At 60.1% G+C, this 18,871-nt stretch carries 18 protein-coding genes, 3 tRNA genes and 1 pseudogene; 21 read left to right on the forward strand and 1 reads right to left on the reverse strand.

The features are described from left to right. Positions 1 to 4 precede the first annotated feature (4 nt). From lon to G8E03_RS08230, 4 genes are all read left to right on the forward strand, one after another. On the forward strand, positions 5 to 2,404 hold the full coding sequence (gene lon / locus G8E03_RS08215; protein ID WP_166190555.1) for an endopeptidase La: 2,400 nt from the start codon (positions 5 to 7) through the stop codon (positions 2,402 to 2,404). A gap of 98 nt (positions 2,405 to 2,502) precedes the next feature. Then, positions 2,503 to 2,826, forward strand: a complete 324-nt coding sequence (locus G8E03_RS08220; protein WP_166190557.1) for an HU family DNA-binding protein — start codon at positions 2,503 to 2,505, stop codon at positions 2,824 to 2,826. Positions 2,827 to 2,968: 142 nt separating this feature from the next. Further along, positions 2,969 to 3,044 (forward strand) — tRNA-Val (locus G8E03_RS08225). Between the two features lie 36 nt (positions 3,045 to 3,080). Then, the gene (locus G8E03_RS08230) at positions 3,081 to 3,701 is read left to right on the forward strand and encodes a YrbL family protein (RefSeq protein WP_166190560.1); all 621 of its coding nucleotides are present in this window, start codon (positions 3,081 to 3,083) and stop codon (positions 3,699 to 3,701) included. A 20-nt stretch (positions 3,702 to 3,721) separates the two neighbouring features. Here G8E03_RS08230 and G8E03_RS08235 read toward each other — a convergent pair whose 3' ends face one another. Next, on the reverse strand, positions 3,722 to 4,855 hold the full coding sequence (locus tag G8E03_RS08235) for a sensor histidine kinase (RefSeq protein ID WP_166190563.1): 1,134 nt from the start codon (positions 4,853 to 4,855) through the stop codon (positions 3,722 to 3,724). Between the two features lie 310 nt (positions 4,856 to 5,165). Here G8E03_RS08235 and G8E03_RS08240 point away from each other — a divergent pair. The 17 genes and pseudogenes from G8E03_RS08240 to nuoL all read left to right on the forward strand — a co-directional run bounded on the left by G8E03_RS08240 (position 5,166) and on the right by nuoL (position 18,871). Beyond that, positions 5,166 to 5,242, forward strand: a tRNA-Asp gene (locus G8E03_RS08240). A 164-nt stretch (positions 5,243 to 5,406) separates the two neighbouring features. Next, a tRNA-Asp gene (locus G8E03_RS08245) sits at positions 5,407 to 5,483 on the forward strand. A 213-nt stretch (positions 5,484 to 5,696) separates the two neighbouring features. Next, complete coding sequence (locus G8E03_RS08250; RefSeq protein WP_166190567.1) at positions 5,697 to 6,074, forward strand: NADH-quinone oxidoreductase subunit A; 378 nt, start codon at positions 5,697 to 5,699, stop codon at positions 6,072 to 6,074. Further along, the gene (locus G8E03_RS08255) at positions 6,065 to 6,598 is read left to right on the forward strand and encodes a NuoB/complex I 20 kDa subunit family protein (RefSeq protein ID WP_166190570.1); all 534 of its coding nucleotides are present in this window, start codon (positions 6,065 to 6,067) and stop codon (positions 6,596 to 6,598) included. Before G8E03_RS08250 ends, G8E03_RS08255 begins: the two co-directional genes overlap by 10 nt. A 3-nt stretch (positions 6,599 to 6,601) precedes the next feature. Beyond that, positions 6,602 to 7,216, forward strand: a complete 615-nt coding sequence (locus G8E03_RS08260; protein ID WP_166190573.1) for an NADH-quinone oxidoreductase subunit C — start codon at positions 6,602 to 6,604, stop codon at positions 7,214 to 7,216. Between the two features lie 68 nt (positions 7,217 to 7,284). Then, positions 7,285 to 8,499: an NADH-quinone oxidoreductase subunit D gene (locus G8E03_RS08265; RefSeq protein WP_166190575.1), complete on the forward strand. Its 1,215-nt coding sequence runs from the start codon at positions 7,285 to 7,287 to the stop codon at positions 8,497 to 8,499. Positions 8,500 to 8,516: 17 nt separating this feature from the next. Beyond that, a pseudogene (gene nuoE / locus G8E03_RS08270) lies at positions 8,517 to 9,182 on the forward strand (NADH-quinone oxidoreductase subunit NuoE); the annotation flags it as partial. Positions 9,183 to 9,208: 26 nt separating this feature from the next. After that, positions 9,209 to 9,931 (forward strand): NADH-quinone oxidoreductase subunit E, encoded by a 723-nt coding sequence (locus tag G8E03_RS08275; protein ID WP_166190579.1) that lies wholly within the window; start codon positions 9,209 to 9,211, stop codon positions 9,929 to 9,931. A 7-nt stretch (positions 9,932 to 9,938) separates the two neighbouring features. Further along, on the forward strand, positions 9,939 to 10,163 hold the full coding sequence (locus G8E03_RS08280) for a DUF5337 family protein (RefSeq protein WP_166190581.1): 225 nt from the start codon (positions 9,939 to 9,941) through the stop codon (positions 10,161 to 10,163). Position 10,164: 1 nt separating this feature from the next. After that, the gene (gene nuoF, locus G8E03_RS08285) at positions 10,165 to 11,460 is read left to right on the forward strand and encodes an NADH-quinone oxidoreductase subunit NuoF (RefSeq protein WP_166190584.1); all 1,296 of its coding nucleotides are present in this window, start codon (positions 10,165 to 10,167) and stop codon (positions 11,458 to 11,460) included. Positions 11,461 to 11,464: 4 nt separating this feature from the next. Next, complete coding sequence (gene nuoG / locus G8E03_RS08290; RefSeq protein ID WP_166190587.1) at positions 11,465 to 13,480, forward strand: NADH-quinone oxidoreductase subunit NuoG; 2,016 nt, start codon at positions 11,465 to 11,467, stop codon at positions 13,478 to 13,480. A gap of 121 nt (positions 13,481 to 13,601) precedes the next feature. Next, positions 13,602 to 13,979 (forward strand): hypothetical protein, encoded by a 378-nt coding sequence (locus G8E03_RS08295; RefSeq protein WP_166190589.1) that lies wholly within the window; start codon positions 13,602 to 13,604, stop codon positions 13,977 to 13,979. Between the two features lie 101 nt (positions 13,980 to 14,080). Then, a complete protein-coding gene (nuoH, locus tag G8E03_RS08300; protein WP_166190591.1) occupies positions 14,081 to 15,115 on the forward strand; it encodes an NADH-quinone oxidoreductase subunit NuoH in 1,035 nt (344 codons plus the stop codon). 3 nt (positions 15,116 to 15,118) lie between these two features. Then, entirely contained in the window at positions 15,119 to 15,610 is a 492-nt protein-coding gene (nuoI, locus tag G8E03_RS08305; protein WP_166190593.1) for an NADH-quinone oxidoreductase subunit NuoI, read from the forward strand. A 126-nt stretch (positions 15,611 to 15,736) separates the two neighbouring features. Continuing rightward, positions 15,737 to 16,351 carry an NADH-quinone oxidoreductase subunit J gene (locus G8E03_RS08310; RefSeq protein WP_166190595.1) on the forward strand — a complete coding sequence of 205 codons (615 nt, stop codon included), beginning with the start codon at positions 15,737 to 15,739 and terminating at the stop codon, positions 16,349 to 16,351. A gap of 95 nt (positions 16,352 to 16,446) precedes the next feature. After that, on the forward strand, positions 16,447 to 16,752 hold the full coding sequence (nuoK, locus tag G8E03_RS08315; RefSeq protein WP_166190597.1) for an NADH-quinone oxidoreductase subunit NuoK: 306 nt from the start codon (positions 16,447 to 16,449) through the stop codon (positions 16,750 to 16,752). Position 16,753: 1 nt separating this feature from the next. Further along, a complete protein-coding gene (nuoL, locus tag G8E03_RS08320; protein ID WP_166190599.1) occupies positions 16,754 to 18,871 on the forward strand; it encodes an NADH-quinone oxidoreductase subunit L in 2,118 nt (705 codons plus the stop codon).

Raw genomic sequence — 18,871 nt, forward strand, 5'->3', positions numbered from 1 at the left:
TTTTATGACCGAGACTCCGAAAATTACCCTTCCGGTCCTTCCCCTGCGCGACATCGTCGTCTTTCCGCACATGGTCGTCCCGCTGTTCGTAGGCCGCGAACGGTCGGTCAAGGCATTGGAAGCCGTGATGACCGGCGACAAGAAAATCCTGCTGGCCGCGCAGCGCGATCCGGCCGAGGATGAGCCGACCGAGGCGTCGATCTACACCACCGGCGTGCTGGCCAGCGTTCTGCAACTGCTCAAACTGCCGGACGGGACCGTCAAGGTTCTGGTCGAGGGGCAAACCCGTCAGAACCTCGATACCATCCGCGACGCCGGTGAATATTTCGAGGCCGATGCCACGCAGATCATCGAAACGCGCGAGGACGAGGACGCCATCGAGGCGCTGACCCGCAACATCGCCGCCGATTTCGAACGCTATGCCAAGCTGAACAAGAACATTCCTGACGAAGCGGTCGCTGCCGTAGGTGAGATCGCGGAGGCGCAGAAGCTCGCCGACACCGTCGCGGGCCATCTGGGTGCGAAGATCGAGCAGAAGCAGGACTTGCTGGAAACCGCCGACCTCGGTGCGCGGCTGGAGAAGATCTTCGGCATGATGCAGGGTGAGATTTCCGTCCTGCGCGTGGAAAAGAAGATCAAGTCCCGCGTCAAGACACAGATGGAGCGTACCCAGCGCGAATATTATCTGAACGAGCAGATGAAGGCGATCCAGAAGGAACTGGGTGACGGCGACACGAACGAGGACGCCGTAGCCGAGTACGAGGAAAAGATCGCCGCGACCAAGCTGTCCGACGAGGCGCTGGAAAAGACATTGGCGGAGTTGAAGAAGCTCAAGAACATGTCCCCGATGTCTGCCGAGGCGACGGTCGTGCGCAACTACCTCGACTGGATGCTGTCGATCCCCTGGGGCAAGAAATCCCGCGTTAAAAAGGATCTGGGCAAGGCCGAGGCGGTCCTCGACGCGGATCATTACGGGCTTGAGAAGGTCAAGGAACGCATCGTCGAATACCTCGCCGTGCAGCAGCGCAGCCAGAAACTGCGCGGGCCGATCCTTTGCCTCGTGGGCCCTCCCGGCGTCGGCAAGACGTCGCTGGGCAAATCCGTGGCCAAGGCGACGGGGCGCGAGTTCATTCGCATCTCGCTGGGCGGTGTGCGCGACGAATCCGAGATCAGAGGCCACCGCCGCACCTATATCGGCTCGATGCCCGGCAAGATCATCCAGTCGATGAAAAAGGCGAAGACCACGAATCCGCTTATCCTGCTCGATGAGATCGACAAGATGGGGCAGGACTTCCGCGGCGATCCCGCCTCCGCCATGCTGGAGGTGCTGGATCCGGAGCAGAACTCGACCTTCAACGACCACTACCTCGAAGTGGACTACGACCTGTCCAACGTGATGTTCATCACGACGGCCAATTCGTACAACATGCCACGGCCGTTGCTCGACCGGATGGAGATCATCTCCGTCGCGGGCTACACCGAGGATGAAAAGGTTGAGATCGCGCGTCGTCACCTGCTGCCCAAGCAGGAAAAGGGCCACGGTCTGCGCAAAAAGGAGTTCGCGCTGACCGATGAGGCGCTGCGCGACATCGTGCGCTACTACACGCGTGAAGCCGGGGTGCGGAACCTTGAGCGGGAATTAGCGAAGCTGTGCCGCAAGGCCGTCACCCAGCTGGTGAAGAAGGAAACGGACAGGGTCGAAGTCACCTCCGACACGCTGTCCGACTTCTTGGGCGTGAAGCGGTTCAAGTTCGGTCTGGCCGAGGAGGAGGACGTTATCGGCGTCGTCACTGGCCTCGCCTGGACGGAGGTCGGCGGTGATCTGCTGTCAATCGAGGCGCTGCGCCTGCCAGGCAAGGGCCGGATGAAGACCACGGGCAAGCTGGGCGATGTGATGAAGGAAAGCATCGACGCGGCCTCCTCCTATGTCCGTTCGCGCTCCGTCTCGCTGGGGGTCAAGCCGCCCGAGTTCGAGAAGATGGACATCCACGTCCACGTTCCCGAGGGCGCCACGCCCAAGGATGGACCCTCCGCCGGGATCGGCATGGTCACATCCATCGTCAGCGTGCTGACCCAGATCCCGGTGCGCCGCGACGTGGCCATGACGGGTGAGGTAACGCTGCGCGGCAATGTGCTGCCAATCGGGGGGTTGAAGGAAAAGCTGCTGGCCGCCCTGCGCGGTGGCATCAAGACTGTCCTGATCCCCAAGGATAACGCAAAGGACCTTGTGGACATTCCCGACACCGTGAAGGACGGAATGGAGATCATTCCCGTCGCCAACGTGACGGAGGTTCTGAACATCGCACTGACGCGCAAGCCCGAACCGGTGGAGTGGGACGAAACGACTGAACTGGTCGCTTCGTCCGGGTCCAGCAAGAACGAACACGGACTGGCTGCCCATTAATCGCGCTCGTTTGCGTGAGTGTAGTTGACATGCGTGTGGAGCGGGTGCTTGTGGAAAGCAGCCGCTCCATTTTTTTGATCAACTGGGAAGAATGCCAAATGACGGACAACGACGACATCAACGACGTGCCCGCCGATGAGACCGCGACCGAGGCAGAAGAAACCGCCATGCTGCGCAAGCGTGAGATTGTCGCGCACGTGTCACAGGATACTGGGCAGAGCAAGGCAGACGTGCGCCTGATCCTCGATTCCGCGCTGGGTTACATGCGGCAGGGCTTGCTGGACGGAAACGAACTGCACTACCCGACGCTGGGGAAAATCCGCATCAAGCATCCCAACCGTGAGGGCGCGAAGCCTATGTACCGTCTGATTCCGGCAAAGGACGCGCGTATCGCCGCAATGCAGGAGTCGGATGACGACTGATCCCGTACGGCCTCTACATCAGCCGTGCATCGTTCCGCGTGACGATTCTCACGCGGTTCCAGACTTGGAACGCGCAAACTGTGTCACCACGTGAATTTGCCGCTAGACGTGCCCGTTAGGGTGTCATAAACATCGCCTCCAAGGGCGGTTAGCTCAGTTGGTAGAGCAATTCGTTTACACCGAATGGGTCGGGGGTTCGAGCCCCTCACCGCCCACCATTCCTCACTCCTCCTTCCGCATGGCGGAGCATTATCGTGTCACTCACCGGCATCCTGGATATCGAGAAATGCGCCTTCGTCGCGGCGGGGTCATTGCGTGAGGTTTATGTCCACCCTGTCGATGACGACGTGCTTGTCAAAGTGGTCCGTGCCGATGTGGTTGGTCCGGACGGGCATCCGGTGCAGCGCAATCGGAAACGCCGGCGTCCCTGGGGGGTGTATCTGTCGTTTCGACGGGAAATCGACGAGTATCTGATCGCGGCACGCAACCAGATCTCGACACCGGATTTCAGGCTACCATTCGCCCGACCGCTCGGCCTGGCGGCGACGACGCGGGGGTTGGGGCTGTTGGTCGAGCGGATTTCGGACAATGGTGCGACGGTTCCGACCCTTGCGAGTTTGCACAAGGATGGCAAACTGACTCCGGAACATATCGCGGCGCTACATCGCTTCTTTGAATATTGTATCGAACACCACATCGTATTGGGGGATGCCCATCTGGGCAATCTGGTCGTGGATCCACAAGATTCGGATCGTCTGATCTGTATCGACGGTTTCGGGGAAAAGACCTTGATCCCCGTTCACAGATATTCGCGGCGACTCAATGAGCGGATGCTCAGACGCAAGATGGCTCGGGTTCTGGCAAGCATAGGCTAGGGAAGGGCACCAATGGCGGTTCAGACCGGTTCGTTCAACAGGATCGAATCCGCCTGAAGCTTGTAGAAAAAGCCATTCGGCCCGAACCCCTTGTCCAGCGTTCCACCCAGTTCCATCGGGATGATACGGTACAGCAAGGTACTGCCAAAGCCGACACGATGCCGATCCGACTGCGTTTCGTCACATTGCGGGACGTGGGCAACGGTATTTTCGACCCATTCGATATGGAATCGGGACTCATCCTGACGCCATGACAAGTTCACTCGCCCGTCCGCATCGCGCAAAGCGCCGTGCTTCAGGGCGTTCGTGCCCAGTTCATGTATCATCAGTGCGATGGACATAGCGCTGCGGGGATTGATCGAGCAGGGCGCACCATCAATCACGATCCGTTCCGACGCGCCGTGAGTTCCGCCGAAATCACGCACGGCGTCACCGACGAGGGCAGACAGATCGGTGGAGCGGAAATCACGCTCCGCCAGTCGCCGTTGCGCATGCGCCATCATGTTGACCCGGTTTTGCAACTGCGTGCTGAAATCCTCACGCGAGGCCAGCCCGTCATCCGAATTGCGGATCAGTGCCGCTACATTGGTGTAGAGGTTGCCCATGCGGTGTTTCAATTCGGCGATGACGATCTCCTGATCAGCCATGGCCTGCACCCGCTTGGAATCCTTGGTATGGGCCTCGATCTCAAGCGTCAGGGTCTGCGCCAGATCTTCCAGTTCGCGAAGCCCGGTCAGCTCATCGCCCGAACGCGGTTTCCGGTCGATCACGCACAGCGCACCGATACAGTGACCACTGGACAGCCACAGCGGCACGCCTGCATAGAAACGAATGAACGGATCACCCGTGACGAGGGCGTTGTTGACGAACCTGGGGTCCTTCAGCGTGTCCTCGACGATCATGAGATTCTGGCCGCGAATGGTATAGTCGCAGAACGCGTCGGAGCGTGGCGTCTGCTCCACATCCAGCCCCACACGGGATTTGAACCACTGCCGTTTGTCGTCGAGCAGCGTAATCAGCGCGATGGGGCAATCGGTCAGCGCCGAGGCAAGGCGCGTATAACGATCGAACCGCTCATCCTGCGACGTGTCGAGCAGGCCGGTCTCAACCAGCGCAGCTATGCGATCCGCTTCTATATCAGACGTATAATTCATAATAGCTGGCATGATCCCCTGGTCCGCCAAACCCCTATTGACGTGGCAGAACCATACTTCATTTTCACTCGAATTGTTAGTGCGTTGCGATACGGTATCTGTGAAATTCGTGACCTTGACGCAGCAACAATGCCCTTTTCCCAGCATCGTTTGGGAATTGCGACAGTACACCCCCCGTAGGTGCGTCACAAATTTCGTGAAGATAATTCCACAGTGCTGTAAACCACGGCGCTTTCGTGCTTGACGGTGCCGCCCCTCGATTCTAAACACCCCCACACCAAGGCGACACCGGTTTCCATGGTCGAGGCGAGCGGTTGTAGCTCAGTTGGTTAGAGTGCCGGCCTGTCACGCCGGAGGTCGCGGGTTCGAGCCCCGTCAACCGCGCCATCGCCTCATCTTATCTCCATGTTTTATCGCGCTACAGAGCCGTTGAATCCGGACTGGTGATGCGTTCCGCCCCGTCCACGATATCTTGTGGATTTGTGCCCAGAAACCGCTTGACGGTCCAACGGTGTCTGACTAAACCGCCCCCATCCCCAACAGGGGACTGCGCGGTTGTAGCTCAGTTGGTTAGAGTGCCGGCCTGTCACGCCGGAGGTCGCGGGTTCGAGCCCCGTCAACCGCGCCACTTATCCCCGAATTTTATCCCGAACTTCGGGACTGACTGGTTTCGGACACACCCACGCGCCTGAATTTCGTCCTTCACATCGGTTTGAACGTGATTTCGCGTGCCGTGCGCACATACCGCACATGAAACGCCACGCCTATGCGTTGACCCCCACCGGGCACGGGTTTAGACCAGCCTAAAGAGATTACGGTTCGAGACGAAAGGAATCGCGGTATGGATGGTCTGCTTCGCGAATATCTGCCAATCCTGATCTTTCTGGGGCTGGCCATCGCACTGGGCCTCATCCTTATTTTCGCGGCCCTCGTCATTGCGGTGCGCAATCCGGATGCGGAAAAGGTTTCGGCCTATGAGTGCGGATTCAACGCCTTTGACGACGCACGGATGAAGTTCGACGTGCGGTTCTATCTGGTTTCGATCCTGTTCATCATCTTCGACCTCGAAGTTGCTTTCCTGTTTCCCTGGGCCACGTCCTTTGCTGAACGTGCGCAGTCGGGGGACATGACCGGCTTTTGGTCCATGATGGTTTTCCTCGGCGTTCTGACCGTCGGGTTCGTCTACGAATGGAAGAAAGGGGCCCTCGAATGGGAGTGAGCACCGCAGTCAATACCGCAGGCGGCGATCGTGAGGTCGCGACGCGGCAATTGTCCAACGAGTTGGCGGACAAGGGGTTTCTGCTGACCTCTACCGATGACATCATCAACTGGGCGCGGACGGGTTCGCTGCACTGGATGACGTTTGGTCTGGCGTGTTGCGCGATCGAGATGATGCACACCTCGATGCCGCGCTACGATCTGGAAAGGTTCGGCACCGCTCCCCGCGCATCGCCGCGCCAGTCCGACCTGATGATCGTGGCGGGCACATTGACCAACAAGATGGCACCGGCCCTGCGCAAGGTTTACGATCAGATGCCTGAGCCGCGCTATGTCATTTCGATGGGATCCTGTGCGAATGGGGGTGGCTACTATCACTATTCCTATTCCGTGGTACGTGGCTGCGACCGGATCGTTCCTGTCGATATCTACGTCCCTGGCTGCCCCCCCACGGCGGAGGCTTTGCTGTACGGCATCCTTCAGCTTCAGCGGAAAATGCGCCGTACCGGCACGATTACGAGGTAGGTCATGTCAGACGCGCTCAACGAACTCTCCGCCCATATCGCGGCCCATCAGGGCGATGCCGTGCTGGACGCCGCAATCCGGAATGACGAGCTGACGATCACGGTCGTGCCGTCTTCCCTAGCGAAATTCCTGTCGTTCCTGCGGGGGGACACGTCGTGCCAGTTCCAGACCCTCATCGACATTACGGCGGTCGATTGGCCAGGACGTGAAAAGCGTTTCGATCTGGTCTATCACCTGCTGTCGATGACCCAGAACATCCGCATCCGGGTCAAGGCAGGCGTGCGGGAGAAGGAAATCGTGCCGTCGATCACATCCGTCTACCAATCCGCCGATTGGTATGAGCGTGAGATCTTCGATATGTTCGGAATCCTGTTTTCAGGCCATCCGGATCTGCGCCGTATCCTTACGGATTACGGATTTCGCGGCCATCCGCTGCGCAAGGATTTTCCGACCACGGGCTATACCGAGGTTCGGTATGACGAGACCACGAAGCGGGTCGTCTATGAGCCGGTGAACCTGACGCAGGATTACCGCAGCTACGATTTGATGAGCCCTTGGGAGGGTGCCGAATACATCCTTCCCGGTGACGAGAAAGCGCCCGAAACCCCCAAGGGGTGAGGCCAAGAGTGTCCGCCGCAGCGCAGCCGCAGCGCAGCCAGTGATTTAGGCCTGAGGAGGGCTGACAGATGGACGGTTCGAAATTCGACGACGTGCTGACCGGCGAGCAGCAGATTCGCAATTTCAACATCAATTTCGGTCCGCAACACCCGGCGGCTCACGGCGTTCTGAGGTTGGTCCTCGAACTGGACGGTGAGATCGTGGAGCGGTGCGATCCGCATATCGGCCTGCTGCATCGCGGCACCGAAAAGCTTATGGAATCGCGGACTTACCTGCAGAATTTGCCTTATTTCGATCGGCTGGACTACGTGGCGCCGATGAATCAGGAGCATGCCTGGTGCTTGGCGATCGAGAAGCTGACCGGAACGCCTGTGCCGCGCCGCGGGTCTCTGATCCGTGTGCTGTTCTGCGAAATCGGACGTATTCTCAATCACTTGCTGAACGTGACGACGCAGGCGATGGATGTCGGCGCGCTGACCCCGCCGCTGTGGGGCTTTGAGGAACGTGAAAAGCTGATGATCTTTTGCGAGCGGGCCTGCGGTGCACGGCTGCACGCGGCCTATTTCCGCCCCGGCGGTGTGCATCAGGATCTGACCCAGCAATTGTGCGACGATATCTGGCAGTGGACGGAGGAGTTCCACCAGACGCTTGACGATATCGACGGCCTTCTGACCGAGAACCGTATCTTCAAGCAGCGCAATGTCGATATCGCTGTCGTGTCGCAGCAGGAATGCTTCGATCTCGGCTTCTCCGGCGTGATGGTGCGCGGGTCGGGGCTGGCGTGGGATTTGCGCCGGGCGCAGCCTTATGAATGTTACGACGAGATGGATTTCCAGATTCCCGTCGGAACACATGGCGATTGCTACGACCGGTATCTGTGCCGGATGATGGAGATGCGCGAGAGCGTGAAGATCATGCGCCAATGCCTTGAAAAGATGGAACTCGTCAAGGGCGAACCGGTTCAGACGAAGGGCAAGATATCCCCGCCGCCCCGGGCCGAGATGAAGACCTCTATGGAAGCGTTGATCCATCACTTCAAACTCTACACCGAAGGGTTTCACGTGCCGGAGGGTGAGGTTTACGCCGCCGTTGAGGCCCCCAAGGGTGAATTCGGTGTGTACCTCGTGGCCGACGGCTCGAACAAACCTTACCGCGCCAAGATCCGGGCCCCCGGTTTCGCGCATCTCGAAGCGATGGACCATTTGTGCAAGGGCCACCAACTCGCTGATATTTCCGCAATTCTCGGTTCGCTCGACGTCGTGTTCGGCGAAGTCGATCGCTGAAGCCAAGGAAGACCGATATGCTCCGCAGACTTCACAAGAATCAGCCCGACAGTTTCGCCTTCACCGAGGCGAACCTCGCATGGGCCGAAAAGCAGATCGCCAAATATCCCGAGGGTCGTGCCGCATCCGCCATCATCCCGTTGCTGTGGCGCGCGCAGGAGCAGGAGGGCTGGCTGAGCCGCCCCGCGATCGAAACTGTGTGCGGGATGCTCGGTCTTGCGAATATTCGCGGGATGGAGGTCGCGACCTTCTACTTCATGTTCCAACTGCACCCCGTCGGCGATATCGCCCATATTCAGGTTTGCGGCACCACGTCCTGCATGATCTGCGGTGCGGAGGACCTGATGGCCGTCTGCAAGCAGAAAATCGCGGCGAACGCCCACGAACGGTCCCCCGATGGCAAGTTGAGCTGGGAGGAGGTCGAATGCCTCGGCGCCTGTTCGAACGCCCCCATGGCGCAGATCGGCAAGGATTATTATGAGGATCTGACGGCGGAGAGCTTCGCCCAGATCATTGATGAGCTTTATGCCGGTAAGGTTCCGGTGCCCGGTTCGCGCAACGGCCGCTTCGCCTCGGAGCCGAAATCCGGCCTGACCTCGTTGACCGAACATGGTGAGAACCGGCAGGCTGCGAACATGTCCGTGACGCTCGCCACCGAAAAGGGTGACAGCATCGCGCGGATCACCGAAGGCTGAACAGGGAGCGAACCATGTCAGACGATAACCCATTCACGGCCTCGAAATTGCCATTCGCGTTGCTGGTCAGCGTCGCGGTATCGTTCATCCTCGCCGTCATGCTGATGTTCGTTCTGGGCTTGTCGGGTATATTGGCGATTTTCGCCGGCGTGATGATCCTGATCGTGCTGTTCGCGGTGCTGATCTATTTCCTGGGCGACGACGACACCATTCATAAGGCGGAGGAGGTTCTGGGCGTCAAGTTGACGGACCCCGAGCCGGTTGCGCCCTCCGATCCTGATCCTGTGGTTCCCGCGGAACCCGCTCCGGCTGTCGTGCCGACCGAGACCGAGGCTGCGGCCGATCCGGCGGCAGCGCCGGTGGCCGACCCCGCCGAGGTGCCCGAACCGCGCGGCGCAGAGGAAGAGGTCGCGCCGGTCGCATCCTCCGCACCCGCACCTGTGGTTGAAGAGGAGACGGCTCCAACGCCGGGTGGCAAGCCCGAAAGTCTCTCCGCCCCGCGCAACGGCGATGCCGACGATCTGAAGCGCATCAAGGGCGTGGGCCCCAAGCTGGAGCAGATGTTGAACTCCATGGGGTTCTGGCATTTCGATCAGATCGCGTCATGGTCCGAGGCCGAGGTGGCATGGATCGACGCGAATCTCGAAGGTTTTAACGGACGGGTTTCGCGTGACGAGTGGGTCGCGCAGGCGCAAACGCTGACCTCCGCTAAGGCGGACGATGGCAGGGCCTCCTGAGGGTCCGATGAACGAGGAACGGAACGCCAGCCTGAAACGGCAAACCCGCCAGGCATCGATTGTGATCGTCGCGGGATTTCTGGGCTGGATGGCGTTTCAGCTGGTGGGCGGAGCGATCGGGTTGCCGGTGCGTTTCGCTTTTCTAGCGGATTTGGCGATGCTGGCCGCACTGGCTTGGGCATTGTTCGTATTGATAAATGTCTGGCGTGCACGCCGGAGCGAAGGGGACTGAAATGCTGACCGATCAGGATCGCATCTTCACCAACATCTACGGCATGGCCGATCGCAGCCTGAAGGGTGCTCAGTCGCGCGGAGCCTGGGACGGAACCGCCGATATCATCGGCAAGGGCCGCGATTGGATCATCAACGAGGTAAAGGCTTCGGGGCTGCGCGGGCGGGGTGGTGCAGGTTTCCCGACCGGGCTGAAGTGGTCCTTCATGCCGAAGGAAAGCGATGGCCGCCCGTCCTATCTGGTGGTCAATGCGGATGAGTCGGAGCCCGGCACCTGCAAGGACCGTGAAATCATGCGGCACGACCCGCATCTGTTCATCGAGGGCTGCCTGATCGCCTCCTTCGCGATGAACGCCAACACCTGCTATATCTATATCCGGGGCGAGTACATTCGTGAGCGTGAGGCGATGCAGATCGCCATCGACGAGGCGTATGATGCAGGGCTGCTGGGCAAGAACGCCTGCGGGTCCGGCTGGGATATGGACATCTACCTGCACCACGGTGCCGGCGCCTATATCTGCGGTGAGGAAACCGCGCTGCTGGAATCGCTGGAGGGTCGCAAGGGGATGCCCCGGCTCAAGCCGCCATTCCCCGCGAATACCGGCCTTTACGGTGCACCGACGACGGTGAACAACGTGGAATCCATCGCCGTGGTGCCGACGATCCTGCGCCGGGGCGGCGCGTGGTTCGCGGGCTTCGGTCGTGAAAACAACGCGGGCACGAAACTGTTCGCGATTTCGGGCCATGTTGAAAACCCGTGCGTGGTCGAGGAAGCGATGTCGATCCCGTTGCAGGAACTGCTGGAAAAGCACTGCGGCGGCGTACGCGGCGGTTGGAAGAACCTCAAGACAGTGATCCCCGGTGGATCGTCGGTGCGCTGCCTGCCGCACACGATCTGTGACGAGGCGATCATGGATTTCGATTGGCTGCGCGGGCAGGGCTCCGGCCTCGGCACGGCGGCGGTCATCGTGATGGATCAAAGCACGGATATCATCAAGGCGATCTGGCGGTTGTCGAAATTCTACAAGCACGAAAGCTGCGGGCAATGCACCCCGTGTCGTGAGGGCACAGGCTGGATGATGCGCGTGATGGACCGTCTGGTGACCGGCGACGCGGAGGTCGAGGAAATCGACATGCTGCTCGACGTGACCAAGCAGGTCGAGGGCCACACGATCTGCGCGCTCGGTGATGCCGCAGCCTGGCCTATTCAGGGCCTGATTCAGCATTACCGTGACGAGATCGAGGATCGCATCAAGCACAAGCGCACGGGCCGCGTGTCCGCTGTCGCTGCGGAGTAACAATATGTCCGACCTACGCAAAATGATCATCGACGGGGCTGAGATCGAGGTTGATCCGGCGCTTACCATCCTTCAGGCCTGTGAGCAGGCGGGCATCGAGGTGCCGCGCTTTTGCTATCACGAGCGGCTGAGCATCGCGGGCAACTGCCGCATGTGTCTGGTCGAGGTTGTCGGCGGCCCGCCGAAGCCTGCGGCCTCTTGCGCCATGCAGGTGCGCGATCTGCGCGGCGGTCCCGATGGTGAGCCGCCCGAAGTGAAAACCAAATCGCCGATGGTCAAGAAGGCGCGTGAGGGGGTGATGGAGTTCCTGCTCATCAACCACCCGCTGGACTGTCCGATCTGCGATCAGGGCGGCGAATGCGATCTTCAGGATCAGGCGATGGCCTATGGCGTCGATTTCTCACGCTTCCGCGAGGAAAAGCGCTCCGCTATTGATCCCGATCTGGGCCCGCTGGTCGCCACAAAAATGACGCGCTGCATTTCGTGCACGCGCTGCGTCCGCTTCACCACCGAGGTTGCCGGTGTGTCCGAAATGGGCCAGACTGGTCGCGGTGAGGACAGTGAGATTACCTCCTATCTGGGCCAGATGCTGACCTCCGAATTGCAGGGCAACGTGATCGACCTGTGCCCGGTCGGTGCGCTGACGTCGAAGCCTTACGCCTTTACCGCGCGCCCGTGGGAACTGTCCCATACCGAGAGTATCGACGTGATGGACGCGCTCTGCTCGAACATTCGGGTCGACACGCGTGGCCGTGATGTCATGCGTTTCCTGCCGCGCAACCATGATGGTGTGAACGAGGAATGGCTGTCGGACAAGTCGCGCTTCGTCTGGGACGGATTGCGCCGTCAACGGCTGGATCGCCCCTATGTGCGCAAGGGCGGCAAGCTCACGCCCGTGGGCTGGAACGAAGCGTTCGCGGCAATCGCATCGGCGGCAAATGGCAAGAAAATCGCCGGTATCGCGGGCGATCTGGCCCCGGTCGAGGCGATGTTCGCGCTCAAGCAACTGGTCGAGGGGCTCGGCGGCGCTGTGGAATGTCGTACCGATGGCGCGAAGCTGCCTGCGGGCAACCGCTCGGGCTATGCCGGCACCGCCCGGATCGAGGATCTGGATGAGGCGGAGAAGGTGCTGCTGATCGGCACCAATCCCCGTATCGAGGCACCGGTCCTGAACGCCCGTATTCGCAAGGCCTGGCTGCGCGGCGCACAGATCGCGCTGGTGGGTGAAGCGGCGGATCTGACCTACGATTACCACCATGCAGGCGATACCACGGCCGCGTTGAACAAGATGATCGACGAGGGTGTCTCCGACGAGGAGAAGGGCAAGCCCTCCGTCGTCGTGATCGGTCAGGGCGCCCTGATTGGCGATGACGGGACCGCCAATCTGGCGGGCGCGATGCGCATGTGCGAGCTTCTGGGCGCCAAGTTGCTGGTATTGCATACTGCGGCCAGTCGCGTGGGGGCCATGGATATCGGCTTTACCAATGACAGTGCTCTGGGCGTGATGAACGACGCGGACGTGATCTGGAACCTCGGTGCGGATGAGATCGAGATCGGCGCAGGGGCCTTCGTGATTTATCAGGGCAGCCATGGCGACCGGGGCGCGCATCGTGCGGATGTGATCCTTCCCGGCGCTGCGTGGACTGAGGAAAACGGCCTGTTCGTCAACACCGAAGGCCGCCCGCAGCGGGCCAACCGGGCGGGATTCGCCCCGGGTGAGGCGCGCGACAACTGGGCGATCATCCGCGCGGCGTCGGCCCATTTGGGCCAGACCTTGCCCTATGACAACCTGCTCGCGCTGCGAAAGGCTCTGTTCGAGGCTGTACCGCATCTGGCCAGCATCGACAGCGTTCCCGAAAATGAGTGGCGGCCGGTGGAGGGCGGGCAGGGCGGTGAGCAGCCCATGCGCAGCCCTGTCGAGGATCATTACCTTACCAACCCGATCGCCCGCGCATCCGAGGTGATGGCGGAGCTGTCGAAGTTGGCTCACGAACGCGCGCTGCCGATCGCGGCGGAGTAGACATGATCCGTCATGCCTTTTCCCCGCCGGATTTTGGCAAGGGATGTGCGACGGTGAGGGATGGCTCAAGACGTATCTGTGCCGCCATCCCGGCACAAAATGAGTGGCGGAGAAGTGGATCATGAGTATTTTTGCACGTGTACTGATCGTGGCAACCCTCGCGCTCGGCGCATGTGCGACGAGCCAGAGCAACAATTTCGCGGGTGAGCCCATCGAACGGGTCGCCCGCAAGATCGGCTTTCCCACAAGGGTGATGGAGTTGCCGGACGGTCGTCGAACCTATCAGTGGGACATTACGCAGACCGCGCAGGTCGGGCCGCTGCGGCCATCCCTGCGGGGGCTAGTCCTCAGCACATCGGGTGATGCCGGTGTCGGAATCGGACTGGACCGCGATACCGTGACGACGGGCGTGTGCACCTATACCCTGACCGCAGCACCGGTCGGGGAGACCTACATAGTGGAACCATTTCCGGTCGGAAATCCCGGCTGTCTGTCCTGATTGGGCAACATCGGGAAATCTGGGCAAGGTTTCACTGGAAGACGGCGCGGAATTGACTTAGCACCGCGCTAGAACGACGACGGCGAGACGAAGGAAGACACATGGATTTCTGGGACGGCAATTTCGGGGTTTTCCTGATCATCCTGGCGCAATGTCTGGCGGTCACGGTCAGCGTGCTGGTCGCGCTGGCGTTCCTGATGTACGCGGATCGCAAGGTCTGGGCCGCAGTGCAGATGCGCAAGGGGCCCAACGTCGTCGGCGTCTTCGGCCTGCTGCAAAGCTTCGCGGATTTCATCAAATATATCGTGAAGGAGGTCGTGATTCCCGCCGGGGCGGACAAGACGGTCTTCTACCTCGCACCGATGATCGCCTTCGTTCTGGCGGTCATCTCGTGGGCCGTCATTCCCTTCGCAGATGGCTGGGTCGTGGCCAACTTGAATATCGGCATCCTGTATATCTTCGCGATATCTTCGCTCGAAGTCTACGGCGTCATCATGGGTGGCTGGGCCTCGAACTCTAAATATCCGTTTCTCGGCTCGCTCCGCTCGGCGGCGCAGATGATTTCCTATGAGGTGTCACTGGGCCTGATCATCGTCGGCGTGTTGATTTCGACCGGATCGTTGAATTTGACGGAGATCGTGCGGGCGCAGGACGGATCGTTCGGCTTGTTCTCATGGTACTGGCTGCCGCATTTCCCGATGGTCTTCCTGTTTCTGATCTCCGCGATGGCGGAAACGAACCGCCCGCCCTTCGATTTGCCCGAGGCGGAGTCCGAACTGGTGGCCGGTTATCAGGTTGAGTATTCCTCGACCCCGTTCCTGTTGTTCATGATCGGCGAGTTGATGGCCGTCGTGCTGATGTGCGCGCTGACCACCTTGCTGTTCTTCGGCGGTTGGTTGAGCCCGGTCCCGTTCCTGCCCGACGGGGTCCTGTGGTTCGTGCTCAAGGTCCTGTTCTTCTTTTTCATTTTCGCGCTGACCAAGGCGGTTGTCCCCCGGTTCCGTTACGACCAGTTGATGCGGGTCGGTTGGAAGGTCTTCCTGCCGCTGTCGCTGGGCTGGGTGGTACTCGTCTCGGTTTTCGCACAATACGGTTGGTTCTGGGGTGCCTATGCGCGCTGGACCACGGGGGGCTGATTCATGGCATTTACCTACACACGCGCCGCAAAATATTTCCTGCTGGCTGATTTTTTCGGCGGGTTCAAACTGGGGCTCAAGTATTTCTTCGCCCCCAAGGCGACACTGAACTATCCGCATGAGAAGGGCCCCTTGAGCCCGCGCTTTCGTGGGGAGCACGCCCTGCGCCGCTATCCCAACGGTGAGGAACGGTGCATCGCCTGCAAATTGTGCGAGGCGATCTGCCCCGCGCAGGCGATCACCATCGAATCCGAACCGCGCGAGGACGGATCGCGCCGTACGACGCGTTACGACATCGACATGACGAAATGCATTTATTGCGGTTTCTGTCAGGAGGCCTGCCCGGTCGATGCCATCGTCGAGGGGCCGAATTTCGAATTTTCGACCGAAACGCGCGAGGAACTGTTCTACAATAAGGACAAGCTGCTCGCGAACGGGGAACGTTGGGAGGTCGAGATCGCTCGCAACCTCGAACTCGACGCGCCGTATCGCTGAAGGACTACCCACTGCCCCGGACTTGAGCCGGAGCGGTCGCCACGTTAGAGAGACGCCGAACCGGCGCAACACACCGCAAGGGCGACTCTCGTGTTCGCCTGTACCGGCCAAGACCAAGGGACTGCCATGACCGTCGCAGCCGTCATCTTCTACCTCTTCGCCTGCACGGCGGTGGCCTCCGGGCTGCTCGTCGTCTTGGCACGCAACCCGGTACACTCGGTATTGTGGCTGATCCTCACATTTTTCTCCGCTGCGGGGCTTTTCGTGCTGATGGGGGCGGAGTTCGTCGCCATGCTGCTGCTGATCGTCTATGTCGGTGCGGTGGCGGTGCTGTTCCTGTTCGTGGTGATGATGCTCGACATAGATTTCGCCGAACTGCGGCAGGGCATGGCCCAGCACATGCCGGTTGCGCTGTTGATCGGTATCATCCTCATCATGGAGCTGGTCCTGATCATCGGCGGAACGTTGTGGGCCGACGATTCCAGCCCGCTGCGCGTCGCAATCGCCCCCACGCCCGAGATGGTCGAGAATACCAAGGCCTTGGGCAGCATCATCTATACCGATTTCATCTTCATGTTTCAGACCGCCGGTCTGATCCTGTTCGTGGCCATGATCGGCGCGATCGTTCTGACCCTGCGCCATCGCGCGGATGTGAAGCGTCAGAACGTCGTGCAACAGATGCATCGTGACCCGGCCGAAGCCGTGGTGATGAAAGACGTGAAACCGGGACAAGGACTGTAAACCATGGACAACGCGATCTTCTATATTCTGATCATTGCCGCCGTGGTCGTCGGCTACGGTCTGGGACGGCTGGCCGGCAACAAGGACAAAAACGAATGATCGGGCTTGCTCATTACCTGATCGTGGCGGCCTTGCTGTTCGTCACGGGGATTTTCGGGATCTTTCTCAACCGCAAGAACATCATCGTCATTCTGATGTCGATCGAGCTGATGTTGCTGGCGGTAAATATCAATATGGTCGCGTTTTCCGTGCACCAGGGCGATCTGGTGGGGCAGGTGTTCACCCTGTTCATCCTGACCGTCGCTGCGGCCGAGGCTGCTATCGGTCTTGCGATCCTCGTCTGCTTCTTCCGCAACCGCGGGACGATTCAGGTCGAAGACGTCAACGTGATGAAGGGCTGACATGTATCAGATCATCCTGTTCGCGCCGCTGATTGCGGCAATCATCGGCGGTTTTGGCTGGCGCATCATCTCCGAGAAGGGGGCGATGCTCCTGACGACCGGTGCGGTAATGCTGGCCGCATTGCTGAGCTGGATCGCCTTTCTGGGCGCGGATGCGGAGCTGGAGATCATCCCCATCGCCCGCTGGATTGACAGCGGCTCCATGGTGGCGGACTGGGCGATCCGGGTGGATATGTTGACTAGCGTCATGTTGGTCGTCATCACGACGGTATCGGCGCTCGTTCATCTGTATTCCTTCGGCTACATGGATCACGATCCGCAATGGCGCGAGGGCGAGACGTACAAGCCGCGCTTCTTCGCCTATTTGTCATTCTTCACCTTTGCGATGCTGATGCTGGTGACGGCGGACAATCTGCTACAGATGTTCTTCGGCTGGGAGGGCGTCGGCGTGGCGTCCTATCTTCTGATCGGCTTCTACTGGCGCAAGCCCACGGCGGGGGCTGCGGCGATGAAGGCGTTCATCGTAAACCGGGTCGGTGATTTCGGATTCATCCTGGGCATCTTCGCCCTGTACATCCTGACCGACAGTGTCGATTTTGCGACGATCTTCGGTGAGATGGACCGCTTGACGACAACGTCGATCAGCTTCCTCGGGCTTGATCTGCCGGCACTCGAAGTGGTCGGTTTCCTGTTGTTCATCGGTGCGATGGGCAAATCGGCGCAGTTGTTCCTGCACACATGGCTGCCCGACGCGATGGAGGGGCCGACACCCGTTTCCGCGCTGATCCACGCGGCGACCATGGTGACGGCGGGTGTCTTCCTGGTCTGCCGGATGTCGCCTGTTTATGACGAGGCGATCTATGCCGCCGGGTTCATCACGACGATCGGTGCGCTCACCGCATTCTTCGCCGCCACCGTCGGTCTGGTGCAAAACGACATCAAGCGCGTTATCGCCTATTCCACCTGCTCACAGCTCGGCTACATGTTCGTGGCGGCGGGCGTCGGCTTTTATCAGGCAGCGATGTTCCACCTGTTCACCCATGCCGCCTTCAAGGCGATGCTGTTCCTCGGCGCGGGTTCTGTGATCCACGCCATGCATCACGAGCAGGACATGAGGAACTATGGTGGTCTGCGGAAGAAAATCCCCATGACCTTCTGGGCCATGATGCTGGGCACGCTGGCCATCACTGGCGTCGGCATTCCGTTCAGCTACGATCTGTTCGGCGTACCGATCGGCTTTGCCGGGTTCGTGTCCAAGGACGCAATCATCGAGGGTGCTTTCGCCGGTCATGCCTATTTCGCCTTCACAGCGCTGGTCATCGCGGCACTGTTCACCAGTTTCTACAGCTGGCGCCTGATGTTCCTGACCTTCTATGGCAAGCCGCGCGGGGATGCGCATACGCACGATCATGCGCATGAAAGCCCTTGGGTAATGACGGTTCCGTTGGGTGTTCTGGCCATCGGCGCCGTCTTTGCCGGGATGGTCTACTACAACAGCTTCGTCGGGCACGACGCCGAGGAATTCTTCGGTGATGCGATCGGTGGACCGGCTGTAATGGCCGCTGATGGTCATGGCGTCGTTGCCGATGCGCATGAACCTACGGACGATAGCCATGGTGAAGAGATCGAGGGCGAAGACCTCCTCGCGGATGGCAGCAACGCTGTCGATACCGCGCACGATTCCGAGGGGGCGCATGACGAATCTGTCCTGCATTCCTATCACGACGTGCCGTGGCTGGTTGCCCTTTCACCGTTCATCGCGATGCTGGTCGGGCTGTTGACGGCGTGGATGTTCTACATTCGCAATCCGCAGACACCCGCACGCCTTGCAGCCGCGATGCCTGGGCTGTACCGGTTCCTGCTGAACAAATGGTATTTCGACGAGATCTACGACGTCCTGTTCGTGCGCTCGGCGAAATGGCTGGGTCGGTTCCTGTGGCGCAAGGGCGATGGCAGGGTTATCGACGGCGGCATCAACGGTCTGGCCATGGGTATCGTGCCGTTTCTCACTCGTATTTCCGGGCGTGCTCAATCCGGTTACGTCTTTCACTACGCCTTTGCGATGATAGCGGGTCTGGTCGCCATCATCACATGGTTCGCAATCCGCGGAGCCTCCTGA

This window comes from Pontivivens nitratireducens, from assembly GCF_011290545.1.
Taxonomy (GTDB): domain Bacteria; phylum Pseudomonadota; class Alphaproteobacteria; order Rhodobacterales; family Rhodobacteraceae; genus Pontivivens; species Pontivivens nitratireducens.

Excerpts from the sequence above, each read along its gene's own strand:
- G8E03_RS08295 (WP_166190589.1), top strand. The coding sequence starts at position 13,602 with ATGAGTATTTTTGCACGTGTACTGATCGTGGCAACCCTCGCGCTCGGC.
- nuoF (WP_166190584.1), top strand. The coding sequence starts at position 10,165 with ATGCTGACCGATCAGGATCGCATCTTCACCAACATCTACGGCATGGCC.
- G8E03_RS08255 (WP_166190570.1), top strand. The coding sequence starts at position 6,065 with ATGGGAGTGAGCACCGCAGTCAATACCGCAGGCGGCGATCGTGAGGTC.
- lon (WP_166190555.1), top strand. The coding sequence starts at position 5 with ATGACCGAGACTCCGAAAATTACCCTTCCGGTCCTTCCCCTGCGCGAC.
- G8E03_RS08265 (WP_166190575.1), top strand. The coding sequence starts at position 7,285 with ATGGACGGTTCGAAATTCGACGACGTGCTGACCGGCGAGCAGCAGATT.
- nuoL (WP_166190599.1), top strand. The coding sequence starts at position 16,754 with ATGTATCAGATCATCCTGTTCGCGCCGCTGATTGCGGCAATCATCGGC.
- G8E03_RS08250 (WP_166190567.1), top strand. The coding sequence starts at position 5,697 with ATGGATGGTCTGCTTCGCGAATATCTGCCAATCCTGATCTTTCTGGGG.
- nuoG (WP_166190587.1), top strand. The coding sequence starts at position 11,465 with ATGTCCGACCTACGCAAAATGATCATCGACGGGGCTGAGATCGAGGTT.
- G8E03_RS08260 (WP_166190573.1), top strand. The coding sequence starts at position 6,602 with ATGTCAGACGCGCTCAACGAACTCTCCGCCCATATCGCGGCCCATCAG.
- G8E03_RS08235 (WP_166190563.1), bottom strand. The coding sequence starts at position 4,855 with ATGAATTATACGTCTGATATAGAAGCGGATCGCATAGCTGCGCTGGTT.
- G8E03_RS08220 (WP_166190557.1), top strand. The coding sequence starts at position 2,503 with ATGACGGACAACGACGACATCAACGACGTGCCCGCCGATGAGACCGCG.
- nuoI (WP_166190593.1), top strand. The coding sequence starts at position 15,119 with ATGGCATTTACCTACACACGCGCCGCAAAATATTTCCTGCTGGCTGAT.
- G8E03_RS08275 (WP_166190579.1), top strand. The coding sequence starts at position 9,209 with ATGTCAGACGATAACCCATTCACGGCCTCGAAATTGCCATTCGCGTTG.
- nuoH (WP_166190591.1), top strand. The coding sequence starts at position 14,081 with ATGGATTTCTGGGACGGCAATTTCGGGGTTTTCCTGATCATCCTGGCG.
- G8E03_RS08280 (WP_166190581.1), top strand. The coding sequence starts at position 9,939 with ATGAACGAGGAACGGAACGCCAGCCTGAAACGGCAAACCCGCCAGGCA.
- G8E03_RS08310 (WP_166190595.1), top strand. The coding sequence starts at position 15,737 with ATGACCGTCGCAGCCGTCATCTTCTACCTCTTCGCCTGCACGGCGGTG.
- nuoK (WP_166190597.1), top strand. The coding sequence starts at position 16,447 with ATGATCGGGCTTGCTCATTACCTGATCGTGGCGGCCTTGCTGTTCGTC.